The organism is Rhizobium leguminosarum, assembly GCF_004123835.1.
Lineage (GTDB): Bacteria > Pseudomonadota > Alphaproteobacteria > Rhizobiales > Rhizobiaceae > Rhizobium > Rhizobium leguminosarum_M.
The window spans coordinates 349,382-370,631 of the sequence record NZ_MZMU01000003.1 but is presented as its reverse complement, the minus strand read 5'-3'; the positions used below and the strand labels follow the sequence as shown (position 1 = coordinate 370,631).

The 21,250-nt window shown below is 63.2% G+C and carries 21 protein-coding genes, 1 tRNA gene and 1 riboswitch; of the genes, 11 read left to right on the top strand and 11 right to left on the bottom strand.

Annotated elements, in window-relative coordinates:
- The first annotated feature begins 70 nt into the window (after positions 1 to 70).
- A complete protein-coding gene (locus B5P46_RS05555; protein WP_129417837.1) occupies positions 71 to 1,417 on the top strand; it encodes an MATE family efflux transporter in 1,347 nt (448 codons plus the stop codon).
- Here the strand turns inward: B5P46_RS05555 and B5P46_RS05550 are convergent.
- Both B5P46_RS05550 and B5P46_RS05545 read right to left on the bottom strand, forming a co-directional pair.
- Positions 1,393 to 2,481: a quinone-dependent dihydroorotate dehydrogenase gene (locus B5P46_RS05550; protein ID WP_129417836.1), complete on the bottom strand. Its 1,089-nt coding sequence runs from the start codon at positions 2,479 to 2,481 to the stop codon at positions 1,393 to 1,395. The two genes, B5P46_RS05555 and B5P46_RS05550, sit on opposite strands and share 25 nt — an antisense overlap.
- Positions 2,478 to 2,831 (bottom strand): DUF952 domain-containing protein, encoded by a 354-nt coding sequence (locus tag B5P46_RS05545; RefSeq protein ID WP_129418839.1) that lies wholly within the window; start codon positions 2,829 to 2,831, stop codon positions 2,478 to 2,480. Before B5P46_RS05545 ends, B5P46_RS05550 begins: the two co-directional genes overlap by 4 nt.
- Before the next feature lie 119 nt (positions 2,832 to 2,950).
- On the opposite strand from B5P46_RS05545, the gene B5P46_RS05540 reads away from it, so the two are divergent.
- From B5P46_RS05540 to B5P46_RS05520, 5 genes are all read left to right on the top strand, one after another.
- The gene (locus tag B5P46_RS05540; RefSeq protein WP_129417835.1) at positions 2,951 to 3,349 is read left to right on the top strand and encodes a hypothetical protein; all 399 of its coding nucleotides are present in this window, start codon (positions 2,951 to 2,953) and stop codon (positions 3,347 to 3,349) included.
- A gap of 91 nt (positions 3,350 to 3,440) precedes the next feature.
- A complete protein-coding gene (locus tag B5P46_RS05535; RefSeq protein WP_129417834.1) occupies positions 3,441 to 4,088 on the top strand; it encodes a response regulator in 648 nt (215 codons plus the stop codon).
- Between the two features lie 123 nt (positions 4,089 to 4,211).
- Positions 4,212 to 4,889 (top strand): S24 family peptidase, encoded by a 678-nt coding sequence (locus B5P46_RS05530; RefSeq protein WP_129418838.1) that lies wholly within the window; start codon positions 4,212 to 4,214, stop codon positions 4,887 to 4,889.
- Positions 4,890 to 4,900: 11 nt separating this feature from the next.
- Positions 4,901 to 5,611, top strand: coding sequence for a thermonuclease family protein (locus tag B5P46_RS05525; RefSeq protein WP_129417833.1), 711 nt, complete (start codon positions 4,901 to 4,903; stop codon positions 5,609 to 5,611).
- Positions 5,612 to 5,713: 102 nt separating this feature from the next.
- Positions 5,714 to 6,127, top strand: coding sequence for a tellurite resistance TerB family protein (locus B5P46_RS05520; RefSeq protein WP_129417832.1), 414 nt, complete (start codon positions 5,714 to 5,716; stop codon positions 6,125 to 6,127).
- A 24-nt stretch (positions 6,128 to 6,151) separates the two neighbouring features.
- Here B5P46_RS05520 and B5P46_RS05515 read toward each other — a convergent pair whose 3' ends face one another.
- Positions 6,152 to 7,027 carry a transporter substrate-binding domain-containing protein gene (locus B5P46_RS05515; RefSeq protein WP_129417831.1) on the bottom strand — a complete coding sequence of 292 codons (876 nt, stop codon included), beginning with the start codon at positions 7,025 to 7,027 and terminating at the stop codon, positions 6,152 to 6,154.
- 741 nt (positions 7,028 to 7,768) lie between these two features.
- Between B5P46_RS05515 and B5P46_RS35480 the strand changes: the two genes are divergently transcribed.
- Positions 7,769 to 9,760 (top strand): methyl-accepting chemotaxis protein, encoded by a 1,992-nt coding sequence (locus tag B5P46_RS35480; RefSeq protein ID WP_129417829.1) that lies wholly within the window; start codon positions 7,769 to 7,771, stop codon positions 9,758 to 9,760.
- 496 nt (positions 9,761 to 10,256) lie between these two features.
- Positions 10,257 to 10,535, top strand: coding sequence for a hypothetical protein (locus B5P46_RS05500; RefSeq protein ID WP_129417828.1), 279 nt, complete (start codon positions 10,257 to 10,259; stop codon positions 10,533 to 10,535).
- Positions 10,536 to 10,558: 23 nt separating this feature from the next.
- Here the strand turns inward: B5P46_RS05500 and B5P46_RS05495 are convergent.
- Positions 10,559 to 10,632 (bottom strand) — tRNA-Gly (locus tag B5P46_RS05495).
- 59 nt (positions 10,633 to 10,691) lie between these two features.
- Positions 10,692 to 11,786: a 2'-deoxycytidine 5'-triphosphate deaminase gene (locus B5P46_RS05490; protein ID WP_164986454.1), complete on the bottom strand. Its 1,095-nt coding sequence runs from the start codon at positions 11,784 to 11,786 to the stop codon at positions 10,692 to 10,694.
- 73 nt (positions 11,787 to 11,859) lie between these two features.
- Positions 11,860 to 11,938: riboswitch (SAM riboswitch) on the top strand.
- Between the two features lie 42 nt (positions 11,939 to 11,980).
- Between B5P46_RS05490 and B5P46_RS05485 the strand changes: the two genes are divergently transcribed.
- Both B5P46_RS05485 and apaG read left to right on the top strand, forming a co-directional pair.
- On the top strand, positions 11,981 to 13,165 hold the full coding sequence (locus tag B5P46_RS05485; protein ID WP_129417827.1) for an O-succinylhomoserine sulfhydrylase: 1,185 nt from the start codon (positions 11,981 to 11,983) through the stop codon (positions 13,163 to 13,165).
- Between the two features lie 240 nt (positions 13,166 to 13,405).
- Positions 13,406 to 13,798 (top strand): Co2+/Mg2+ efflux protein ApaG, encoded by a 393-nt coding sequence (gene apaG / locus B5P46_RS05480; protein ID WP_024321046.1) that lies wholly within the window; start codon positions 13,406 to 13,408, stop codon positions 13,796 to 13,798.
- A gap of 402 nt (positions 13,799 to 14,200) precedes the next feature.
- Here the strand turns inward: apaG and B5P46_RS05475 are convergent, their stop codons facing one another.
- The 3 genes from B5P46_RS05475 to B5P46_RS05465 all read right to left on the bottom strand — a co-directional run bounded on the left by B5P46_RS05475 (position 14,201) and on the right by B5P46_RS05465 (position 17,440).
- The gene (locus B5P46_RS05475) at positions 14,201 to 15,193 is read right to left on the bottom strand and encodes an Hsp33 family molecular chaperone (RefSeq protein WP_129417826.1); all 993 of its coding nucleotides are present in this window, start codon (positions 15,191 to 15,193) and stop codon (positions 14,201 to 14,203) included.
- Positions 15,194 to 15,283: 90 nt separating this feature from the next.
- On the bottom strand, positions 15,284 to 16,198 hold the full coding sequence (argF, locus tag B5P46_RS05470; RefSeq protein WP_064648672.1) for an ornithine carbamoyltransferase: 915 nt from the start codon (positions 16,196 to 16,198) through the stop codon (positions 15,284 to 15,286).
- A 42-nt stretch (positions 16,199 to 16,240) separates the two neighbouring features.
- Complete coding sequence (locus B5P46_RS05465; RefSeq protein WP_129417825.1) at positions 16,241 to 17,440, bottom strand: aspartate aminotransferase family protein; 1,200 nt, start codon at positions 17,438 to 17,440, stop codon at positions 16,241 to 16,243.
- A 421-nt stretch (positions 17,441 to 17,861) separates the two neighbouring features.
- Between B5P46_RS05465 and B5P46_RS05460 the strand changes: the two genes are divergently transcribed.
- On the top strand, positions 17,862 to 18,395 hold the full coding sequence (locus B5P46_RS05460; RefSeq protein ID WP_011650336.1) for a GcrA family cell cycle regulator: 534 nt from the start codon (positions 17,862 to 17,864) through the stop codon (positions 18,393 to 18,395).
- Positions 18,396 to 18,854: 459 nt separating this feature from the next.
- Here the strand turns inward: B5P46_RS05460 and phoB are convergent, their stop codons facing one another.
- The 3 genes from phoB to pstB form a co-directional block, all read right to left on the bottom strand.
- Positions 18,855 to 19,538, bottom strand: a complete 684-nt coding sequence (gene phoB / locus B5P46_RS05455) for a phosphate regulon transcriptional regulator PhoB (protein ID WP_010068798.1) — start codon at positions 19,536 to 19,538, stop codon at positions 18,855 to 18,857.
- Between the two features lie 132 nt (positions 19,539 to 19,670).
- The gene (gene phoU / locus B5P46_RS05450) at positions 19,671 to 20,384 is read right to left on the bottom strand and encodes a phosphate signaling complex protein PhoU (RefSeq protein ID WP_003545180.1); all 714 of its coding nucleotides are present in this window, start codon (positions 20,382 to 20,384) and stop codon (positions 19,671 to 19,673) included.
- Between the two features lie 43 nt (positions 20,385 to 20,427).
- On the bottom strand, positions 20,428 to 21,243 hold the full coding sequence (gene pstB, locus B5P46_RS05445) for a phosphate ABC transporter ATP-binding protein PstB (RefSeq protein ID WP_129417824.1): 816 nt from the start codon (positions 21,241 to 21,243) through the stop codon (positions 20,428 to 20,430).
- Positions 21,244 to 21,250: the final 7 nt, after the last annotated feature.

Here is a 21,250-nt window from a genome sequence, read left to right as displayed (position 1 = left end):
AGCAGTTCAAGTGATGCAGCGTCTTTTGCGCGTCTGAAACGACGTGTGGCGATGCCACGACGAGGCCGGCATGGATACACGCAGCAATCACAACGCGCTTGCATTCGACGTGACGCACCGGATGGTGCTGTCGATCGCCATTCCGATGACTCTCGGATTCATGACGACGCCGCTGCTCGGGCTGACGAACACCGCCGTCGTCGGCCGGATGGGCAATGCGGAAGCGCTGGCCGGGCTGGCGATCGGCGCGATGCTCTTCGATCTGATCCTCGGCAGCTTCAACTTCCTGCGCGCCTCGACGACCGGGCTGACGGCGCAGGCCTATGGCCGTCACGACCAGCACGAGCAGCAGGCGGTCTTTTCCAGGGCGATGATTTCGGCGCTCGGCTGCGGGCTGGCGCTGCTCTGTCTTTCGCCGCTGCTGATGGCGGCGGGGTTGAAGCTGATGGGGGCGGAAGGCGCGATCGCGCAGGCGACCAGCACCTATTTTTCCATCCGCATGCTGGCAGCACCCGCGGCACTGGCCAATTATGCCATCCTCGGCTTCGTGCTCGGGCGCGGACAGGGCAATATCGGACTGCTGCTGCAGGCGATCATCAACGGCATCAACATCCTGCTTTCCATCTATCTCGGCCTGACGCTCGACTGGGGCGTTGCGGGGGTCGCCTGGGGAACGATGGCCGGTGAAACCGTGGGCGCGCTCGCCGGGCTTTTCATCGTGCTGCGCGGCTTCGGCAAGGCAGCCCGGCCGGCATGGTCCGAGGTCTTCTCCCGCCACCGGCTGGCCGAGCTTTTCGCGCTCAACCGCGATATCCTGATCCGGACTTTCGTGCTGATCGGCGCCTTCACCATCATGACGCGGATCGGCACCAGCTTCGGCGCAGTGACGCTTGCCGCCAATGCCGTGGTGATGAATTTCTTCCTGCTGTCCGGCTATTACCTCGACGGGCTTGCCAATGCCGCCGAACAGATCATCGGCCGGGCAATCGGCGCGCGCTACCGGCCGGCCTTCGACCGCGGGCTGAAGCTGACGATCTTCTGGTCCTTCGGGCTGGCGGCGCTCGGCTCGGCCTTCTTCTTCCTCGCCGGACCCTGGCTGATCTCGGTGCTGACGACCTCACCAGAGGTGCGGCAGGCGGCCGAGACCTATCTGCCCTGGGCGGCGGTCACCGGACTGACCGGCGCGCTCGCCTTCCTGATGGACGGGGTCTTCATCGGCGCCACGTGGTCGGCCGACATGCGCAACCGGATGCTGATCTCTTTTGCCGGCTATCTCCTGATGCTCGCAATCTTCGTGCCGCTCTTCGGCAATCACGGCCTGTGGCTGGCGATGAACGCCTTCCTGCTCGTTCGCGGCTTCTTCCTGGCGATGCTGGTGAAGCGGCGGGCCGATCAGACCTTCCGCGCTGCCCAGTAATCCAGCCTGGTATCGCGCAGCTCGCGGATGGAGGCGGCCTTTTCGCGGTCCAGGAGTTTCGAGAGGCCGCGGACGATATCGCCGGCCAGACCGGGGCCTTCATAGACCATGCAGGAATAGAGCTGGACGAGATCGGCGCCCGCCCTGATCTTCTCCAGCGCGGTCTCGGCCGAGGAGACGCCGCCGGCTCCAATGATCGGCAGCGCCGGGCCGACGCGCTTGCGCATCCTGGCGAGCACCGCCGTCGACTTTTCGAACAGCGGCACGCCGGAAAGGCCACCCGCCTCCTTCGCCTGGCGCTGATCCTTAAGGCCGTCGCGCGACAGCGTGGTGTTGGAGACGATCAGGCCATCAAGCGCATGCGAGAGCACTTCCGCGGCGATATCGTCCATGCCTTCCTCGGTCAGATCAGGCGCGATCTTCAGAAAGACCGGGATCTTCCGGCCGGATGCCGCCGCCATCTCGTCGCGCGCAGCAAGCACGGCTGATAACAGCACCGCAAGGCTTTCGCGCCCCTGCAGGTCGCGCAGGCCAGGCGTGTTCGGCGAGGAGATGTTGGCGGTGAAATAACGCGCGACGGAATAAAAGCGCCGGATGCCGGCGACATAGTCGGCGATACGGTCCTCGCTGTCCTTGTTGGCGCCGATATTGACGCCGACCATGCCACCGCCCCTTAGTGCGGCGAGGCGCCCGAAAGCGGCATCATGGCCTTCATTGTTGAAGCCGAGACGGTTGATGACGCCTTCATCCTCCACCAGGCGGAAGATGCGCGGCCGCGGATTGCCGGATTGCGGCTTCGGCGTCACGGTGCCGATCTCAGTAAAGCCGAAACCGAGCTTCAGCAGCGCCTCCGGCACCTCGGCATTCTTGTCGTAGCCGGCAGCCATGCCGAGCGGATTTTCGAAGGTAAGGCCGGCGACGGTCTGGCGCAGGCGGGGATCGGGCTTCAACTGGCAGGCGGGCACGAGGCCGGATTTCAGCGCGGCGATCGACATGCCGTGCGCGGTTTCCGGATCGAACAGGAAGAGACCCTTGCGGGCGAGACGCTTGAAGGGATCGATCATGGCTGCAGCTCCGGGAAGATATGGGCGCCGGCTTCGTCGAGCGGCAGCGGCGCCTCCCAGAGCACGGCGGCAAGCGGCAGATCGGCGAAGAGATGCGGGAAGAGATCGCCGCCGCGCGAGGGCTCGAAGACCAGTTTGTCGGCGAAGCGGCTGCCATCGACGGCAATCAGCAGCAAGCCGGACTGGCCGGCAAAATGCAGGGCGGCGGTCTGCTTCACCTGCTTCGCCGTCGAGAAATGGATGAAGCCGTCCTTGAGATCGATGCCGGCGCCATGAAAAGTGCCGGTTTGTCTGGCTTGCTGCCAGAGCGTTTCCGTCACGATCTTGTAAAGGGTCGGTGTCAGGGTCATCATGGCCTCACGATAGGCTGTTCCTCGGTCACGAGGGCTTTGCCGGAAAGAGGCGGCGATGTCCACGCCCCGGCGCCGAAAAACGGGACAGCAACTGGCAAAATCCGGAGGATGAGACGATGAAGGTTTTGGTTCTCACGCTTAGCGTTACTCTCCTGCCGCTTGCGGCCGCGGCCGTCGAACCTGATGCGGGCCGCTTCCAGCTGGAGAAGAGCGGCGATCATTTCGTCCGGCTCGATCGGCAGACGGGGTCCATGTCGATCTGCCAGGACAAGGATGGCGCCCTCGTCTGCCGCATGGCCGCCGACGAACGGGCGGCCTATGAGGACGAACTCGACCGGCTGGCAAAGCGGGTGACGGCGCTCGAACAAGGCGGGGTCATCCAGCGCGCGCTGCCGAGCGATGCCGAGGTCGACCGTTCGATTAGCATCATGGAGCGGATGATGAAGAGTTTCATGGGGATGGTGAAGGAGTTCCAGGCCGAGGAAAACACCAATCCCCTTCCGCAGAAGACCTGATCTGATATAGTCAGTATGAGCAAGCTGGTGTGCAACGCGGAGGGGCGGAGGCACATGCCGGCATGATCGGGCTCTTGGGAGGGAGTTTTCGATGCAGGAACAGACCATCATCATTGCGGACGATCATCCGCTTTTCCGTGACGCGCTGCGCCAGGCGGTGATCGGCATGGAAGGCCGGCAGTCGATCGTCGAAGCCGGTGATTTCGCCGCCGCGCGCCGGGCTGCCGGCGCCCATGCGGATGCCGACCTGATGCTGCTCGATCTTGCAATGCCCGGCGTCAGTGGCTTTTCCGGCCTGATGGCGCTGCGCTCCGAATTCGCCAGCCTGCCGATCGTCATCGTCTCGGCAACTGACGATGCGACGACCATCCGCCGGGCGCTGGAACTCGGCGCTTCCGGCTTCATTTCGAAATCCTCCGGCATCGAGGACATTCGCCGCAGCATCCAGACGGTGCTTGCCGGCGACATCGCCACGCCGGAAAGCTATCGCGACGGGCAGGAGCAGGATCCCGATGTCGCCGACCTGATCCACCGCCTGCATACGCTGACGCCGCAGCAGAGCCGGGTGCTGACCATGCTCGGCGAAGGGCTGCTGAACAAGCAGATCGCCTACGAACTCGGCGTCTCCGAGGCGACCATCAAGGCGCATGTCTCGGCGATCCTGTTGAAACTCAACGTCGACAGCCGGACACAGGCAGTGATCCAGCTCGGCAAGATCAATATGGCGATGGTCGCCTGAGGGGTGGCACGCCTGATGTGACAGGATTTTATTCCTCTTTTATCTTTACTCGGACGGCACGGTCGATTAATATTCCGCCGGGTTGAAGCGCGGCGTTGAATGAGCCGCGACGGAATCGCGCGCATGCTGTCACACGACCAGATCTGGGAAGCGCTCGACAGGCTTGCCGAACGGCACGAGCTGACGCCATCCGGTCTTGCGCGGCGCGCCGGGCTCGACCCGACCTCCTTCAACAAATCGAAACGGCTTTCCGCCGACGGACGGCTGCGCTGGCCCTCGACGGAATCGATCGCCAAGGTGCTCGACGCCACAGGGGCGAGCATGGAGCAGTTTCTGGCCTTCATGCGGGCCGACGCCGCCCCCTCCGAGCAGCAGGCCAGGCAGCAGGAAAACGCGTTTCAGCCGCAAGGCGGCTCCATTCCGCTGCTCGGCTTCGCTCAAGCCGGCGCCGGCGGCTTCTTCGACGATGGCGGCTTTCCGGCCGGCCAGGGCTGGGACGTGGTGGAATTTCCAGCCGCTCCGTCGCAAAAGGCCGGCGTCTATGCGCTGGAGGTGCAGGGCGAAAGCATGATGCCGCTCTACCGTGACGGCGACGTGCTGATCGTCGAGCCGGGCGCCCAGGTGCGCCGCAACGACCGCGTCGTCGTGCGCACAAACGAGGGCGAAGTGATGGCCAAGGTGCTGCTTCGCCAGAGCCCGCGGTCGATCGAGCTGATATCGCTCAATCCCGAACATCCCAACCGCACCCTCGAGCTTTCCGACGTCGACTGGATTGCCCGCATCATCTGGGCCAGCCAATAGGAAGATATTCCATGCGCCCTGCCGCCTTCATCACAGGTATCACGGGGATGGCGGTGGTGGCCGGCCTGCTGCTGGCAGGGCAAGCAAGGCTTGGCGGCGGAACGGCCGGGGAAGAAACGGCGTCCGCAGAGGAGACGGCGACGGCAGCGGCGGATGCTGCTCCCAAAGCCGGCGAACGTGCGACAATCTCGGACGACCGTGCCGAAATGATCGCTCGCTCAGTGGAGCCGGCGGCTCCGCCCTCTCAGGCGCCAAACGACGGCGGGACATCCAAACCGGCCGATGCACCGCAACAAGCGGAAACGCCGGCCGGGGAAACGGCACGTCCCACTGCGAAAAAGGCGGTGGAGCTGGCGCGGCCGGTGGTCGAAAATGCCGGCATTCTTTCCTTTGGCGAGCGCCGGCTTCTGCTTGCCGGCATCGTGCCGACGCCGACCGACAGGATATGCGGCCCGACGGGCCGGCAATGGCCCTGCGGCATGATGGCAAAGACGGCGCTGCGCCTGCTGTTGCGCAACCGCAGCGTCAGCTGCGATCTCGAGACGGTGGAATGGAAGGAAACCGTAACGACTGCCTGCCGGCTGGGCACAGAGGATCTCGGCTCATGGCTCGCCGAAAACGGCTGGGCGGAACCGACGGCGGGTTCGCCGCTTACATCCGCCGCCGAAAAGGCCAGGCAGGCGGGAAAAGGCCTCTACGGCGACGATCCACGCCGCAATTAAATCGGCAGCCATGACAGCAGTCGGACAGTCCCGGATCGGGCCGATCCCTTGTAATGGCTGTCGCCAGTTCCTAATCTGGGCTGACCGAAAAAGGAATCAGAGATGAACAAGCCGCTTTCCGCCCATGATGCGCTGATCTACGTGATGGTGATGGCATCCGCCGTCGACAGCACGATGAACGACAGGGAGATGACAAGGATCGGCCAATTGATCGGATTCCTGCCCGTTTTCCGGGATTTCGATGACGACAAACTGATTGCGGCGGCGCGCGACTGCGCCGCGTTGCTGGCGGGGCCGGAAGGTCTCGACGTCGTCCTCGAAACCGTGCGCGACACCCTGCCCGCAAAGCTCTACGACACGGCCTATGCGCTGGCCGTCGAGGTGGCATCCGCCGATCTCTCGGTCAAGGCGGAGGAATTGCGGCTGCTCAGCCTGCTGCGCGATCGGCTCGGCCTCGACAAGCTCACCTGCGCGGCGATCGAGCGCAGCGCGATTGCGCGCTTCCGCAAGGGCTGAACGAGCGCAATTTGGACTGCGGCTTCAATAAAGCCCGTAGGGGAAATACCGCAGATAGATTTCCTGGAGGCGGCCGTTGCGCGACAGCGTGGCGAGCGCGTGGTCGATGGCTGATGTCAGCACGCTGTCCTTCTGCCGCAGCATGATCGTCATGCCCTCGCCGAGGAAATGCTCCGAGAGATAGGGGCCATCGAACAGCGCGCAGCATTTGGCTGAGGCCGGCGAGGAGACCCAGAAGGAAAGCTGCAGCGCATCGGCAAAGGCGGCATCCACCTTGCGGTCCTTGAGCGCCGCAAGCAGGGCGTCCTTCGTGTCGAACGGCTCGGCCTTCAGCGTGGGGAAAAAGGCTGCCAGCATCGACTCATGCACCGTCCCCCTGACGACACCGACCGGATGGCTGGAAAGCGCGGCAGCGGTCTTTCCGTCGAGCGGCACGGCGAGATTGCGCACGAAGCGCGCCGGCAGCATCAGATAAGGCCTGGAGAAGAGGAATTGTCGGCGCAGCTCCGGTGTCACGGCAAAACCGGCGATGACGGCATCGCCCTGAGAGGCGGCGAGCGCATCCCTGAGGTCGGCGAAGGGGATCGCCTGGATCTGGCACTTATCCGATATTTCCAACTCGCTGCAGATTTCGCGGGCGAGGTCGACATTGAAACCGGAAAGCTTGCCGTTCTGATCGGTGAAATTGAAGGGCGGGAAATCGACCGACGTCAGGAAGCGCAAGCGCACCAGCGAGGAGAGATCGGGCCTGGCAAGGCGCTCGCGCGCATCGAAGAGCAGCGGCAGCGAGGGCGCCGCCTGTTGGGCCGATGCGGCGAAACCTGAAAAAAGCGCCCCCAGCAACAGCCCGAACGCGAAAAAACCCTTCAGAGTCAGGGATGCCAGCTTGGATTGCATCATCGTGATTGTGGTCTCTGGGTTAAGAAGCGTTGCGGCGTTGGCGAGATGTATCAGAGTCATGCGGGGTGGGGAATATGCGTGGGAGTGAGGAAGGCTTCGGTTTCAGACGCGAAGGGGATATGCCGCAACGTCTCGATTCCCTCTTCTCCCCTCGGGGAGAAGGTGCCCGTAGGGCGGATGAGGGGGCCGGCGAAGCCGGTCTTTTCAACAACGCTTACGCGTGCTTCGACGGCGCTGGCATCGTATCGACCGTGTTTAGGGCGCTGGAGCACTGCATTGCCGTCGGCGTGGCGGGATAGGTTATTGCGGGAGGGGTGCCGTGTAGCCCCCTCATCCGCCTGCCGGCACCTTCTCCCCAAGGGGAGAAGAGATTTGAGGCGCCCTCTCGATTCCCCTTCTCCCGTCGGGGGTCCGGAGGACGGGTCAAGACGAGTGGTCCGACGCCGGTAAAGTTAGAGTGAGGGGCAGCCATCAACGCACACCGAGCATCCGTGGCGACGCACCCGAGACGACAGTCCCTAAAAATCACAGCCAACCGCCGTCCGTTGTTAGCGCGGAATTAAAGAATATCGCCTCTTATTTGTTGCGACGACATCGGACCCCGCCAGCCGATCGCATGATGCAAGCGTCAGCCCAAACGTAATCCCTAAACCGCGATATTGAAGCAGCACTTTTTCTGCAGCAATTGATTTCAAAAGCACCGGGCGCGCGAGCACGCCCCGTCAATCGGGTGACATTTCCATGCTGAAACATCTGAAAATCCGCACAAAAATCATATCGGTGGTGGCGCTCCTGGGGCTGATCACGATGGCCGGGCTGATCTACGTCATTTCCGAGTTCCGCCGTGCGGACGCCGCCTACAGCGCCTTCATCGATCATGAGGCGCAGGCCTCGATGCTGAGCGCGCGCGCCAGCGCATCGGCGGTGGCCTCGGTGCTGCAGGTAAGCCTGCTTGCCGACATGAAGCCCGATACGCCCGAATTCCAGACGGCGCTCGCCACGCCGAGCAAGCTGCCGCAGGCGCGTGACCGCATGAAGCAGGCGCTGGCGCTGGTGCCCAGCCGCAAGCCGGCGATCGATGAAATTCAGGCGGGCATCGATGAGATCGAAAAGCTGGCGAACAAGATCATCGAACAGAGCAAAGCCAAGGACGGCGCCGGCGCCCAGGCGAATGTTGCCCTGATCAATGCCAAGCTCGATGCACTGACGCCGAAGATGATTGCCAACAATGATGCGATGATGGCGATGCTCAACGATGGCGGCGACGCGCTCTCGGCTTCCGTCAACGAACGGATCGTCTTCTGTCTCGTTCTGATCGGCATCGCCGTTCTCGCTGCCGTCGGCTTCAGCGTGGTCGTGGCCCAGATAGGCATCGCCGGTCCGATGATGCAGCTGCGCCAGCGCATGACGCGGCTTGCCGAGGGCGATACGACAAGCGATGTCAGCGGCCTTGATCGCGGCGACGAAGTCGGCCAGATGGCAAAGGCCGTTTCGGTCTTCCGCGGCAATGCGATCGAGCGTGCCCGGATCGAAGCGCGCGCCGAAGCAGACCGCGACGTCAGCGACAGCGAGCGCCGCGACCGCGAGGCGCAGAAGGCCCGCGAAGCATCCGAACTCGACCGCGCCGTCACCGCACTCGGCGACGGCCTGCGCCGCCTTGCCGCCGGCGATCTCGCCTCCCATATCGCCGAGCCCTTCGTCGCGCATCTCGATGCGCTACGCGAGGATTTCAACAACTCGGTCGAGAAGCTCAACGAAACCATGCATACGGTCGGCGCCAACGCCCGGGCGATCGGTGCCGGCGCCAATGAGATTCGTTCCTCCGCAGACCAGCTTTCCCAGCGGACGGAACAGCAATCGGCCTCCGTCGAAGAAACGGCAGCGGCGCTCGAGGAGATCACCACGACGGTGCGCGACGCCGCCAAGCGGGCCGAGGAGGCGAGCCAGCTCGTCGCCCGCACCCGCCTCGGCGCCGAAAAATCAGGCGAGGTCGTCCGCAAGGCCGTCTCCGCCATGCAGCAGATCGAGAAGTCGTCAGGTGAAATCTCCAACATCATCGGCGTCATCGACGACATCGCCTTCCAGACCAATCTTTTGGCTCTGAACGCCGGCGTTGAAGCGGCCCGCGCCGGCGATGCCGGCAAGGGCTTTGCGGTCGTCGCCCAGGAAGTGCGCGAGCTCGCCCAGCGCTCGGCCAAGGCTGCCAAGGAGATCAAGGCGCTGATCAGCACCTCCGGCTCGCATGTGCAGACCGGCGTCTCGCTGGTCGGCGAGACCGGCAAGGCGCTCGACGCGATCGTCCAAGAGGTGCAGGAAATCAACCAGCACGTCCACGCCATCGCCGAAGCCTCCCGCGAACAGTCGATCGGCCTGCAGGAGATCAACACCGCCGTCAACACCATGGACCAGGGCACGCAGCAGAATGCGGCGATGGTCGAAGAATCCACCGCCGCCAGCCACAACCTGGCAACGGAAGCTGCAGCGCTCAACAACCTGCTCGGCGAATTCAGGCTGACCGGCACCGGCGGCTTCACCACTAGTGCGCCAACCGCCACTGCAGCACCACGCGCGCCCACGCGCCCGGCAGCCAGGACGCCGGTCCGCGTCGTCCGTGAAGGCACCGCCCGCCCGGCCGCCTCACCGGCCCGCGCACTCGGCCAGAAAATCGCCAACGCCTTCGGCGCCGGCAGCAGCACATCGTCAAGCCAGGATCCCGACTGGACGGAATTCTGAGCCGACCTCGCCACGAGGCACGGCTGTCCGGTTCGCGCAGATGGCTGCCCCTCACCCTAGCCTGCGAGAGGTCGGCGAGGAATGGAGAGGTCGCGGCATATCCTCTTCTCCCCTCGGGGAGAAGGTGCCGGCAGGCGGATGAGGGGGCCACACGGCACATCCTTCACGTAAAACCTATTCCGCCACGCCGACGGTAACGCCGTGTCCCGGCGCCCTGAACACGGTCCAGATGATGTCATCAAAGCCGAAACCCCGCATGGGCGTTGCTGAAAAGACCGGCTTCGCCGGCCCCCTCATCCGCCCTACGGGCACCTTCTCCCCGCTGGGGAGAAGAGGGAATCGAGACGTTGCCGCATGTCCCCTTTGCCCCGTTACTCCGAAGGACGGATTGATACCCATGGTTCGGCCCCGGACGGCGGGGCATGGGCATTCGTGTCGTGAACTCTATCCGGCAAGGCGTAGAGTGATACAATTCACGGCATTGGGAGGGATGGACATGAAACCTGCAATCATCGGCCTCGTCGGCACGCTCGTTCTCGCGGGATGCAACACTGTCAGCTACAGCGGACCAGGCCTCGAACCTATCCCCGGAAGCATCACCTATAGTGGCCAGCCGCGCACCAAACTCACCAAATCCCCGCCCGGCTCCAGCTTCCCGCATGATTTCATCGACCAGTACGGCCGGCAGGTGGAGGAAACCTATATCATCCAGCCCGACCGAAGCCTGATCATCGCGCATCGGCAGTACAAGCCGATCCGGTTTTTTGGGGATTAGAAAGATATCGCTAGAAGGGCAGCTGGAGCGGGTGAAGGGAATCGAACCCTCGTATTCAGCTTGGGAAGCTGCTGCTCTACCATTGAGCTACACCCGCGACGATGCGAGATTTCCAACAGATAGGGGCGGCTGTCAAGTCGCGACCGCCGGGAAGGCTCAGATGCGGAAGTGCTTCGAGAGCTTGAGGCCCTGGGCCTGGTAGTTGGAGCCGAGGCCGGAGCCGTAGAGGCTTGCGGGCTTTTCCTGCATGTGCTCGTAGACGAGGCGGCCGACGATCTGGCCGTCTTCGAGGATGAAGGGCACTTCGTGGCTGCGCACTTCGAGCACGGCGCGGCTGCCGCGCCCGCCGGCGGGCGCATGGCCGAAGCCCGGATCGAAGAAGCCGGCATAATGGACGCGGAATTCGCCGACCAGCGGATCGAAGGGGGTCATTTCGGCGGCATAATCCGGCGGCACGTGCACGGCCTCGCGCGAGACGAGGATATAGAACTCGTCGGGATCGAGGATCAGCTCGTTGCGGCCGCGGCTGTGGAGCGGTTCCCAGAAATCGAAGAGGTCATGCTCGGCCTTCTTGTCGACATCAACGACGGCGGTGTGATGTTTGCCGCGATAACCGATCAGGCCGTCCTTGTCTCCGGCGAGGTCGATCGACAGCGCGATGCCGCCGCCGGAAACGTTGGGCAGCTTGCTGGCGACCAGCGTCTCGCTTTCATGCAGCTTCAAAAGTTCCGGCTCGCCGAGCAAGGCCTGGCCGACGCGGAAACGGATCTGCGACAGACGCGAGCCGCGGCGCACGACGATCGGGAAGGTGCGCGGGCTGATTTCGAGATAGAGCGGGCCGGAATAGCCGGCCGGGATCTTGTCGAATTCCTGGGCGTAATCGGTGATGACGCGGGTGAAGATATCCAGGCGCCCGGTCGAGCTCTTCGGATTGGCCGAGGCCGACATGTCGGCCGGCAGCGCGAGGCTCTCCATCAGCGGCACGATATAGACGCAGCCGGTTTCGAGCACCGCCCCCTCGGAGAGGTCGATCACGTGCAGGCTCAGCCGGTCGAGCTTGTCGGACACCAGATGCGAGGGGCCGGGCATGAAGCTGGCACGCACGCGAAAAGCCTTGCCGCCCAAGCGCAGGTCGAGGCTTGCCGGCTGGATCTGGTCGCGGTCCAGCTCCCGCTCGGAGAGCAGACGCTCCGTTTCGAACAGCGCGGAGATCGCGCGATCCGCCAGAATTCCCGTTTCGCGAGCCATCATGCCTCATCCATCATTTGCCGCCGACAAAACCAAACTCGGGGAATTGACGCAAGCAGCTAACAGCAGTATTGCAGAATTATCCCGTGGTGATTTGGCCGGTCGGCTTGCAGCCACGTTAAACAAGTGGCTAAAAAGACCGGGTTGAAACCGGTCTGCTTTTGCGACCGGTTTTTTTGTTATGTGAAGGTGATGGCATGAGCAAGACCTGGCGCCCGGCAACCCAACTCGTTCACGGTGGCACGCTGCGTTCGCAATATGGCGAGACGTCCGAGGCAATCTATCTCACCCAAGGGTTCGTCTACGAGACGTCGGAGGCGGCCGAAGCCCGCTTCAAAGGCGAGACGGAGGGCTTCATCTACGCCCGCTACGGCAGCCCCACCAACGACATGTTCGAAAAACGCATGTGCATGCTCGAAGGCGCCGAAGACGCCCGCGCCACCGCTTCCGGCATGGCGGCCGTCACCGCGGCGATCCTCTGCCAGCTGAAATCAGGCGACCATATCGTCGCCGCGCGTGCCCTGTTCGGCTCCTGCCGCTGGGTCGTCGAGACGCTGGCGCCGAAATACGGCATCGACTGCACGCTGATCGACGGCCGGGATCTTGCGAACTGGGAAAAGGCGATCACCCCGAAGACCAAGGTGTTCTTCCTGGAAAGCCCGACCAATCCGACGCTCGAAGTGATCGATATTGCAGGCGTTGCCAAGCTCGCCAACCAGATCGGCGCCAAGGTCGTCGTCGACAACGTCTTCGCCACGCCGCTCTTCCAGAAGCCCTTGGAGCTCGGCGCCCATATCGTCGTCTATTCCGCCACCAAGCATATTGACGGCCAGGGCCGCTGCCTCGGCGGCGTCGTGCTTTCCGACAAGGAATGGATCGACGAGAACCTGCACGATTATTTCCGCCATACCGGCCCGGCGATGTCGCCGTTCAACGCCTGGACGCTGTTGAAGGGCATCGAGACGCTGCCGCTGCGCGTGCGCCAGCAGACCGAGAATGCGGCGAAGATCGCCGACTTCCTGGCCGAGCAGGGCAAGGTCGCCAAGGTGATCTATCCGGGCCGCAAGGACCACCCGCAGGCCGATATCATCGCCAAGCAGATGACCGGCGGCTCGACGCTGGTCGCCTTCGAGCTGAAGGGCGGCAAGGATGCGGCCTTTGCGCTACAGAACGCGCTCGAGATCATCAAGATCTCCAACAATCTCGGCGACAGCAAGAGCCTGATCACCCATCCGGCAACGACGACGCACAAGAACCTGACGGAAGAGGCGCGCGCCGAACTCGGCATTTCTCCGGGCACGGTCCGCCTTTCGGCCGGCATCGAGGATACCGACGACCTGATCGAGGATTTCGCGCGGGCGCTTGCCAAGGTCTCGGCCTGATCAACGGCATTGGCGGCCGGACCCATTCGCGGTTCGGCCGCCGCCGGACCTCACTCGGTGACGCCGGGGGAACAAGTTCGCCCGCGCCGGCGTTCGGAAGTAAAATTAACACTGACAATTAGGCTTAACGATCGAAAACTCTTCGATCATGAGCGTTTCATCGCTGATCAACGTTCCGTTCCTTGACGGACAGGGCCTCTTATAAGATACGGGTAACATATCTTGACTAAGGTGCAAGGCATGTATCGCGCCCTCACAAGAGAGATCGAAGTCGTCGTCGAGCCGTTCTATCTGGAGGAGCAATCCGATCCGGAAGACGACCGCTATGTCTGGGGTTACCGGATTGTCATCAGCAACAATTCCGGCATAGCCGTTCGGCTGGTCAATCGTTACTGGAACATCACCGACCAGAACGGCCAGGTGGACGAGGTGACCGGCCCCGGCGTCGTCGGCGAACAGCCGCGGCTCAGCCCCGGCGACACCTACGAATATTCCTCCGGCTGCCCGCTCGACACGCCCTCAGGGCTGATGTTCGGCCATTACCAGATGGAAACGGACGAAGGCGAGATGTTCGATGTCGACATCCCCGCCTTCTCGCTGGATTCCCCGGGGCTGCTGCGCGTGCTTAACTGACGTGTAACGCCGAAATCGACCGTGCCCGCTCAAGAGATTGCCGTGGCCCGCCCCTCCTCCGCCTGCCGGCACCGTCCTTCGGACCCGTAAACGGGGCAAAGGGACATGCGACCTCTCGACTCCCTCTTCTCCCCAGCGGGGAGAAGGTGCCCGTAGGGCGGATGAGGGGGCCGGCGAAGCTAGTCTTTCCCAACAACACCCTTGCAGGTTTCGGCAGGATGACATCGTCTCGACCGTATTCAGGGTGCGCTGGGGAACGGCGCTACCCTCGGCGTGCCGGAATAGGTTTTGCGTGAAGGATGTGCCGTGCGGCCCCCTCATCCGCCTGCCGGCACCTTCTCCCCGAGGGGAGAAGGGGCTTGAGGCAGCCATCGGCGCGAACCGGACAGGGGCAACAATCCACTATTCGGCCGGTTGAAGTTCGGCCGGCTCGAAGCGATAGGTGGTCGAGCAGAATTCGCAGGTCACGGCGATTTCGCCATCTTCCTGGCTGGCCTCGATCTCCTCGGCCGAAAAGCCCTTGAGCACGCCTTTGATCTTGTCGCGCGAGCAGCTGCAGCGGTCGAACACCGCGCGCGGTTCGTAGACGCGCACGCCGCGCTCGTGGAACAGGCGGAAGAGCAGCCGCTCGGTGCCAACCAGCGGATCGGTGAGTTCATCGGCATCGATGGTCTCGACCAGCGAACGCGCTTCGACCCAGGCATCGTCCTCGCCATGCGGGCGGCTGCCGGTGTCGCCGTCGCCGCCGTGGAGATCCGGCTGGCGCATGCGCTCCGGCGCTTCCGGCAGGAACTGGGCGACGAGGCCGCCTGCCCGCCAGCGGTGGCGCGGCTTGCCCGCATCGTCGCGATCGAAGAGCTCGGCCGCGGCAAGGCGCACGCGCGTCGGGATCTGCTCCGACTGCCGGAAATAGACGCCGGCAATTTCTTCCAGCGTGGTACCGTCGAGCGGAACGATGCCCTGGTAAGGCTGGCTGAACTTGCCCTGGTCGATGGTGAAGGCGAGCACGCCCTTGCCGAGCAATTGCTCCGGCTCGGTTTCGCCTGATTCAACCGCCTTGTTGAGCAGCGCCTGATCGAAACGGGCATAGGCGCGGACATTTTCCGGCGTCGAGAAATCGGCGACGAGAAGATCGACCGGGCCATCGCCCTTGGTCTGCACCGTGAACTTGCCGTCGAACTTCAGCGAGGTGCCGAGCAGCACCGTCAGCACGACGACTTCGGCAAGCAGCCGGGCAACGGGTGCGGGATAATGATGGCGCTCTAGGATCGCATCGAGCATCGGGCCGAGCTGGACGGCGCGGCCGCGCACATCCAGCCCCTCCACCTGGAAGGGGACGACATGGTCATCGCCGGCGAAATCGAACTGGCCGAGGGCGGCTGCAGCTTCTGCCATGGCTTTCACTCCTAGTTTTCAGAGCGATGGGCCAACGTGCCCTTCGCTCACGCGGTCGCGAGTTTGTGACTCGCGACGTCCGATTATGGTTCAGATCGCGCCCAGGCACCAAGCAAGAATCGACTTCTGCGCATGAAGACGGTTTTCCGCTTCATCGAAGACCACGGATTGCGGACCGTCGATCACTTCGTCCGTCACTTCCTCACCGCGATGGGCGGGCAGGCAATGCATGAACAATGCATCATTGCCGGCTTTGGCCATCAAGGCCGCGTTGACCTGATAAGGCTGGAAGACGTTATGACCCCGGGCCCGATGTTCCTGATTCATGGAGACCCAGGTATCGGTCACCACGCAATCGACGCCGGCGACCGCACGGTCGGCATCATGGCAGAGCATGATTTCGGCGCCCTCATTGCGGGCCCAGTTCAGATAGTGATCCTTGGGCTCGGAGCCAAGGGGCACGGCCATGTTCATGCGGTAGCCGAAACGCGCGGCACCCTCGACCAGCGAATGCAGCACATTGTTGCCGTCGCCGGTCCAGGCGATGGTCTTGCCCTTGATCGGGCCGCGGTGCTCCTCGAAGGTCATGATATCGGCCATGATCTGGCAGGGATGGGTGTCATCCGTCAGCGCATTGATCACAGGCACGGTCGCATGCTGGGCAAGCTCCAGCAGCCGCGAGTGCTCGGTGGTGCGGATCATGATCGCATCGACATAGCGCGACAGCACCTTGGCGGTGTCGCCGATCGTCTCGGCGCGGCCGAGCTGCATCTCGGTGCCGGACAGGAACAGCGTTTCGCCGCCGAGCTGGCGCATGCCGACGTCGAAGGAGACGCGGGTGCGCGTCGACGGCTTCTCGAAGATCATCGCCAGCATCTTGCCGGCGAGCGGCTTGTCGCCCGTGCCTGCCTTGAAGGCCTGCTTGCGGGCGAGCGCATCGTTCATGATCGTTCTGAGATCGGCGGATGTGACCGCCGAAAGATCGAGGAAGTGTTTAGGGCTCATATCGTCTTCTTACCTGTGCTGCGCCCGAAGGCGGCAATTTCTTCAAGCCGTCTTCTTGACCTTGGAAGCACGGATGCTCTCGGCGGCGCGCTCAATGCGGGCAAGCCCCTCGCGGGCTTCCTCGGCGGTGACCACGAGCGGCGGAAGAAGGCGGATGACGTTGTCGCCGGCGGGTACGCCGAGCAGATGGGCGGCGCGGATCGCCTGCAGCAGTTCGGCTGAGGGAACGGCGGCCTTGATGCCGAGCAAAAGGCCTTCGCCACGCACATCCTCGATCACATCGGGATAACGATCCTTCAGCGAGGCAAGGCCCTGGCGGAAGACAAGTGCTACGTCGCGCACATGCTGAAGGAAGCCATCGGCAAGGATGATGTCGAGCACGGCCTCGCCGACGGCCATGGCCAGCGGATTGCCGCCATAGGTCGAGCCATGCGTGCCGGCCTTCATGCCGGAGGCGGCCTCTGATGTGGCAAGGCAGGCGCCGAGCGGGAACCCGCCGCCGATGCCCTTGGCGACAGCCATGATGTCGGGGGTGACGCCCGACCATTCATGGGCGAAGAGCTTGCCGGTGCGGCCGACGCCGGTCTGGACCTCGTCGAGGATCAACAGCAGGCCGTTGTCGTCGCAGAGCTGGCGAAGCGCCTTCATGAACTCAGGCGTGGCAGGGCGGACGCCGCCCTCGCCCTGTACCGGCTCGATGAGGATGGCGGCCGTCGCCTCGGTGATCGCGGCGCGGACCGCGTCGATATCGCCGAAAGCCACCTGATCGAAACCCGGCGCCTTGGGACCGAAACCTTCGAGATATTTTTCCTGGCCGCCGGCGGCGATCGTCGCCAGCGTCCGTCCGTGGAAGGCGCCTTCGAAGGTGATGATATGGAAGCGCTCGGGATGGCCGTTGGAAAACTGGTAGCGGCGCGCCGTCTTGATCGCGCATTCGAGCGCCTCGGCGCCTGAATTGGTGAAGAACACCTTGTCGGCGAAAGTGGCGTCCGTCAGGCGTTTTGCCAGGCGTTCCTGGCCGGGGATCTCATAGATGTTCGACAGGTGCCAGACCTTGTCGGCCTGCTCCTTCAGTGCGCCGACCACATGCGGATTGCTGTGGCCGACGGAGGTGACGGCGACGCCGGCGCCGAAATCGAGATATCGCTCGCCGCTTTCGGTGATCAGCCACACGCCCTCGCCTCGCTCGAACCGCAGCGGGGCACGAGAATAGGTGTCATAAAGCGGCGCGGCTTCAGCCATGGCGCGATCTCCATCAAAGTTACCGGGCAATTGACTCCGGCTAAGGAAACCAGGCCCGAAAAATCAAAAATGCCGCCTTGCGGCGGCGAGGGGCACTATTTCCTTTTCGCGCTGCAATGTCAACAAAACTGCGCCCTTAGCGTATGCAGCAAGGGTGTACAGCGGCATTTTCAGTCTTCAACAGGCATTATTGCAGAAATGACACGCAGGGGCAGCAAGTTGGGGAAAACTACGAATTCGATTCATCCGGATTCATGCGACTCTTGTCACGGAGTCAGCCTCACACTAGGTTAAAGATCAATTACTAGACTGCATGCGGCGGAACTAGTCACCAAAATTGATCAAGCGTTTCTTGTTTCGGGGCTCCCGGGACAACGGTGAGGGATTCTGCCATCACCAACGCAAAAGGTGGAGACAGGGCATGAACTGGACAGACGAGCGGGTCGAGAAACTCAAGAAGCTCTGGGCCGAAGGACTGAGCGCCAGCCAGATCGCGGCACAACTTGGCGGGGTCAGCAGAAACGCGGTCATCGGCAAAGTGCACCGGCTGTGCCTTCCCGGCCGCGCCAAGGCCGGCGGCACCAACACCGCGGCACGAACGCCGAAGCGCAACACATCGGCGCCGCGCGCGCCGAACTACGCCTCACGGATCACGACCCGCACCGTTACCCGCCAGCAGGGCGCGACGATGCTGAAGGAAGAGATCGAGATCGAAACGATCGAGGAAATGGAATATGTGCCGAGAGGCAATGTGGTGGTGCCGATTTCGCGCCGCCTCGGCCTGACGGAACTGACCGAGCGCACCTGCAAGTGGCCGGTCGGCGATCCGCTGAAGGACGACTTCCATTTCTGCGGCTGCGAGTCCCCCGACAATTCGCCGTATTGCAGCTACCACCAGAAGCTCGCGTACCAGCCGGTGAATGAACGCCGCCGGGCAGCGGCGCGGGCCAGCTGAACGCGGGCATAAGCGTCAGAATGTAGAAAACGGGCCGAGTGGCCCGTTTTTTTGTACTTATTGGTTCGCGCCGATGGCTGCCCATCATCCGCCTGCCCGCACCGACCGGGGTCGAGCCACGGGTCTCGCCCCGTCCTTCGGACCCCCGCTTGCGGGGAGAGGGGACAGGCCGCAACGTCTCGATTCCCTCTTCTCCCCAGCGGGGAGAAGGTGCCCGTAGGGCGGATGAGGGGGCCGGCGAAGCCGGTCTCTCCCAACAACGCCCATGCGGGTTTCGACCGTGTTCAGGCCGTTCGCCGTTGATGTGGTGGGATAGGTAATGACGGGAGGGGGGTGCCGTGTGGCCCCGTCATCCGCCTGCCGGCACCTTCTCCCCGAGGGAGAAGAGATTGTGCCGCACTCTTTCCATTCCCCAGCAACCTCTCGCGAGGCACGTCCCCTCGCCCCCGTTTACGGCCCTCAGGCTTCCATCGAATAACCGGCGCCGCGGACGGTGCGGATGACGTCCTGCATATTGGAGAAATTCAGCGCCTTGCGCAGGCGGCCGACATGGACGTCGACGGTGCGTTCGTCGACATAGATATCGTGGCCCCAGACGCCATCGAGAAGCTGCGAGCGGGAGAAGACCCGGCCTGGCGACGACATCAGGAATTCCAGCAGGCGGAATTCGGTGGGGCCGAGGCGGACTTCGCGGCTCTTGCGATGGACGCGGTGGGTTTCGCGGTCGAGCTCGATATCGCCGCATTTCAGCACCGTCGACAGCACCTCGGGACGGGCGCGGCGCAGCATCGCCTTGACGCGGGCAACGAGCTCGGGGGTCGAGAAGGGCTTGACGACATAATCGTCGGCGCCCGTCGAAAGCCCGCGAACGCGCTCGCTCTCCTCGCCGCGCGCCGTCAGCATGATGATCGGCAGGCGCTCGGTTTCCGGCCGCATGCGCAGGCGCCGGCAGAGCTCGATGCCGGAAACGCCCGGCAGCATCCAATCGAGGATGAGCAGATCGGGCGTGCGCTCCTGAAGCCTCATTTCGGCTTCGTCGCCACGAAGGATGGTATCGACCTCGAAGCCTTCCGCTTCGAGATTGTAGCGAAGAAGCACGCTGAGGGCTTCCTCGTCTTCAACAACTGCAACTCTCGGGATCATGCGTGTCGGTCTCCTCGCGCATGATCCTTAAACCAGGGTGATTTAAGCAATGCATCCTGCGCAAATTCAGAAATTGGCTGCGACCTCTTTGCGCGCCCGGACGGGCGCGCACGCAATTGACTGGTGTGGGCGTTATTCGGTGACCGCGCCGACGGTGTTGGCGCTGTCGTCCTTCGGACGATCGCCTTCCGGCTGCGCGCCTGTCGCCATGTAAAAGATCGTCTCGGCGATGTTGGTGGCATGGTCGCCGATGCGCTCGATGTTCTTGGCGCAGAAGAGAAGATGCGTGCAGCTGGTGATGTTGCGCGGATCTTCCATCATGTAGGTCAGGAGTTCGCGGAACAGCGAGGTGTACATCGCGTCGATCTCGTTGTCGCGTTCACGGATCGCATTCGCCTTGTCGGCTGAACGATTGGTGTAGACGTCGAGCACTTCCTTGAGCTGGACGAGCGCCAGCTCGGACAGATGCTCGAGGCCGCGGGCGAGCTTGCGGGGAACGCCGGTGCTCTGCACGGCGATGACGCGCTTGGCCGTGTTCTTGCCGAGGTCGCCGACGCGTTCGAGATCGGCGGCGATGCGGATCGAACCCATGATTTCACGCAGGTCCGAGGCCATCGGCTGACGGCGGGCGATCGTCACGATCGCCTTGTCGCCGATTTCGCGTTCGGCGTGATCGAGGATCACATCGTCCGAGATGACCTTCTGCGCCAGCGCGGTATCGCCGTTGACGAGGGCGCGCACGGATTCGCCGACCATCTGCTCGGCCAGGCCGCCCATTTCGGAAATCCGCCTGGACAGGAACTTCAGATCATCATCATAGGCAGAAAAAATATGTGTCGATGCCATGGGCTTTATCCTCGAATAACGGGAAGGCTTCGTGTCGCCAAAATCAACCGAAGCGACCCATGATGTAGTCCTGGGTACGCGGATCGTCGGGATTGGTGAACATCTTGTCGGTATCGTTCTCCTCGACGAGATTGCCGAGGTGGAACATGGCGGTGCGCTGCGAGACGCGCGCGGCCTGCTGCATGGAGTGGGTGACGATGACGATCGTGTAGTTCTCGCGCAGCTCGTGGATCAGTTCCTCGACCTTGGCGGTGGCGATCGGGTCGAGCGCCGAGCAGGGCTCGTCCATCAGGATGACTTCAGGGCTGACGGCGACGGCACGCGCAATGCAGAGGCGCTGCTGCTGGCCGCCCGACAGGCCGGTGCCGGATTCGTGCACGCGGTCCTTGACCTCGTTCCAGAGACCGGCGCGCTGCAGGCTGGTCTCGACGATCTGGTCGAGGTCGGCCTTCGACTTGGCAAGGCCATGGATGCGCGGGCCGTAGGAGACGTTTTCATAGATCGTCTTCGGGAACGGGTTCGGCTTCTGGAAGACCATGCCGACGCGGGCGCGAAGTTCGACGACGTCGATATCGGGATCATAGACATCGTCGGTATCCAGCGTGATCTTGCCGGTGACGCGGCAGCCGTCGATCGTGTCGTTCATGCGGTTGAGGCACCGCAGGAAGGTCGACTTGCCGCAGCCGGACGGGCCGATCAGGGCGGTTACGGTGTTTTCGCGGACGTTCAGGTTCACATCGAAAAGCGCGCGCTTCTCGCCGTAGTAAACCGAGACATCCTGGCCGATCATCTTATAAGGGACGTTGCTCATCTTGCGATCCAGCGCCTTTTCAACTGCAGCTTCCGTCAGCATATTCATGATGTTT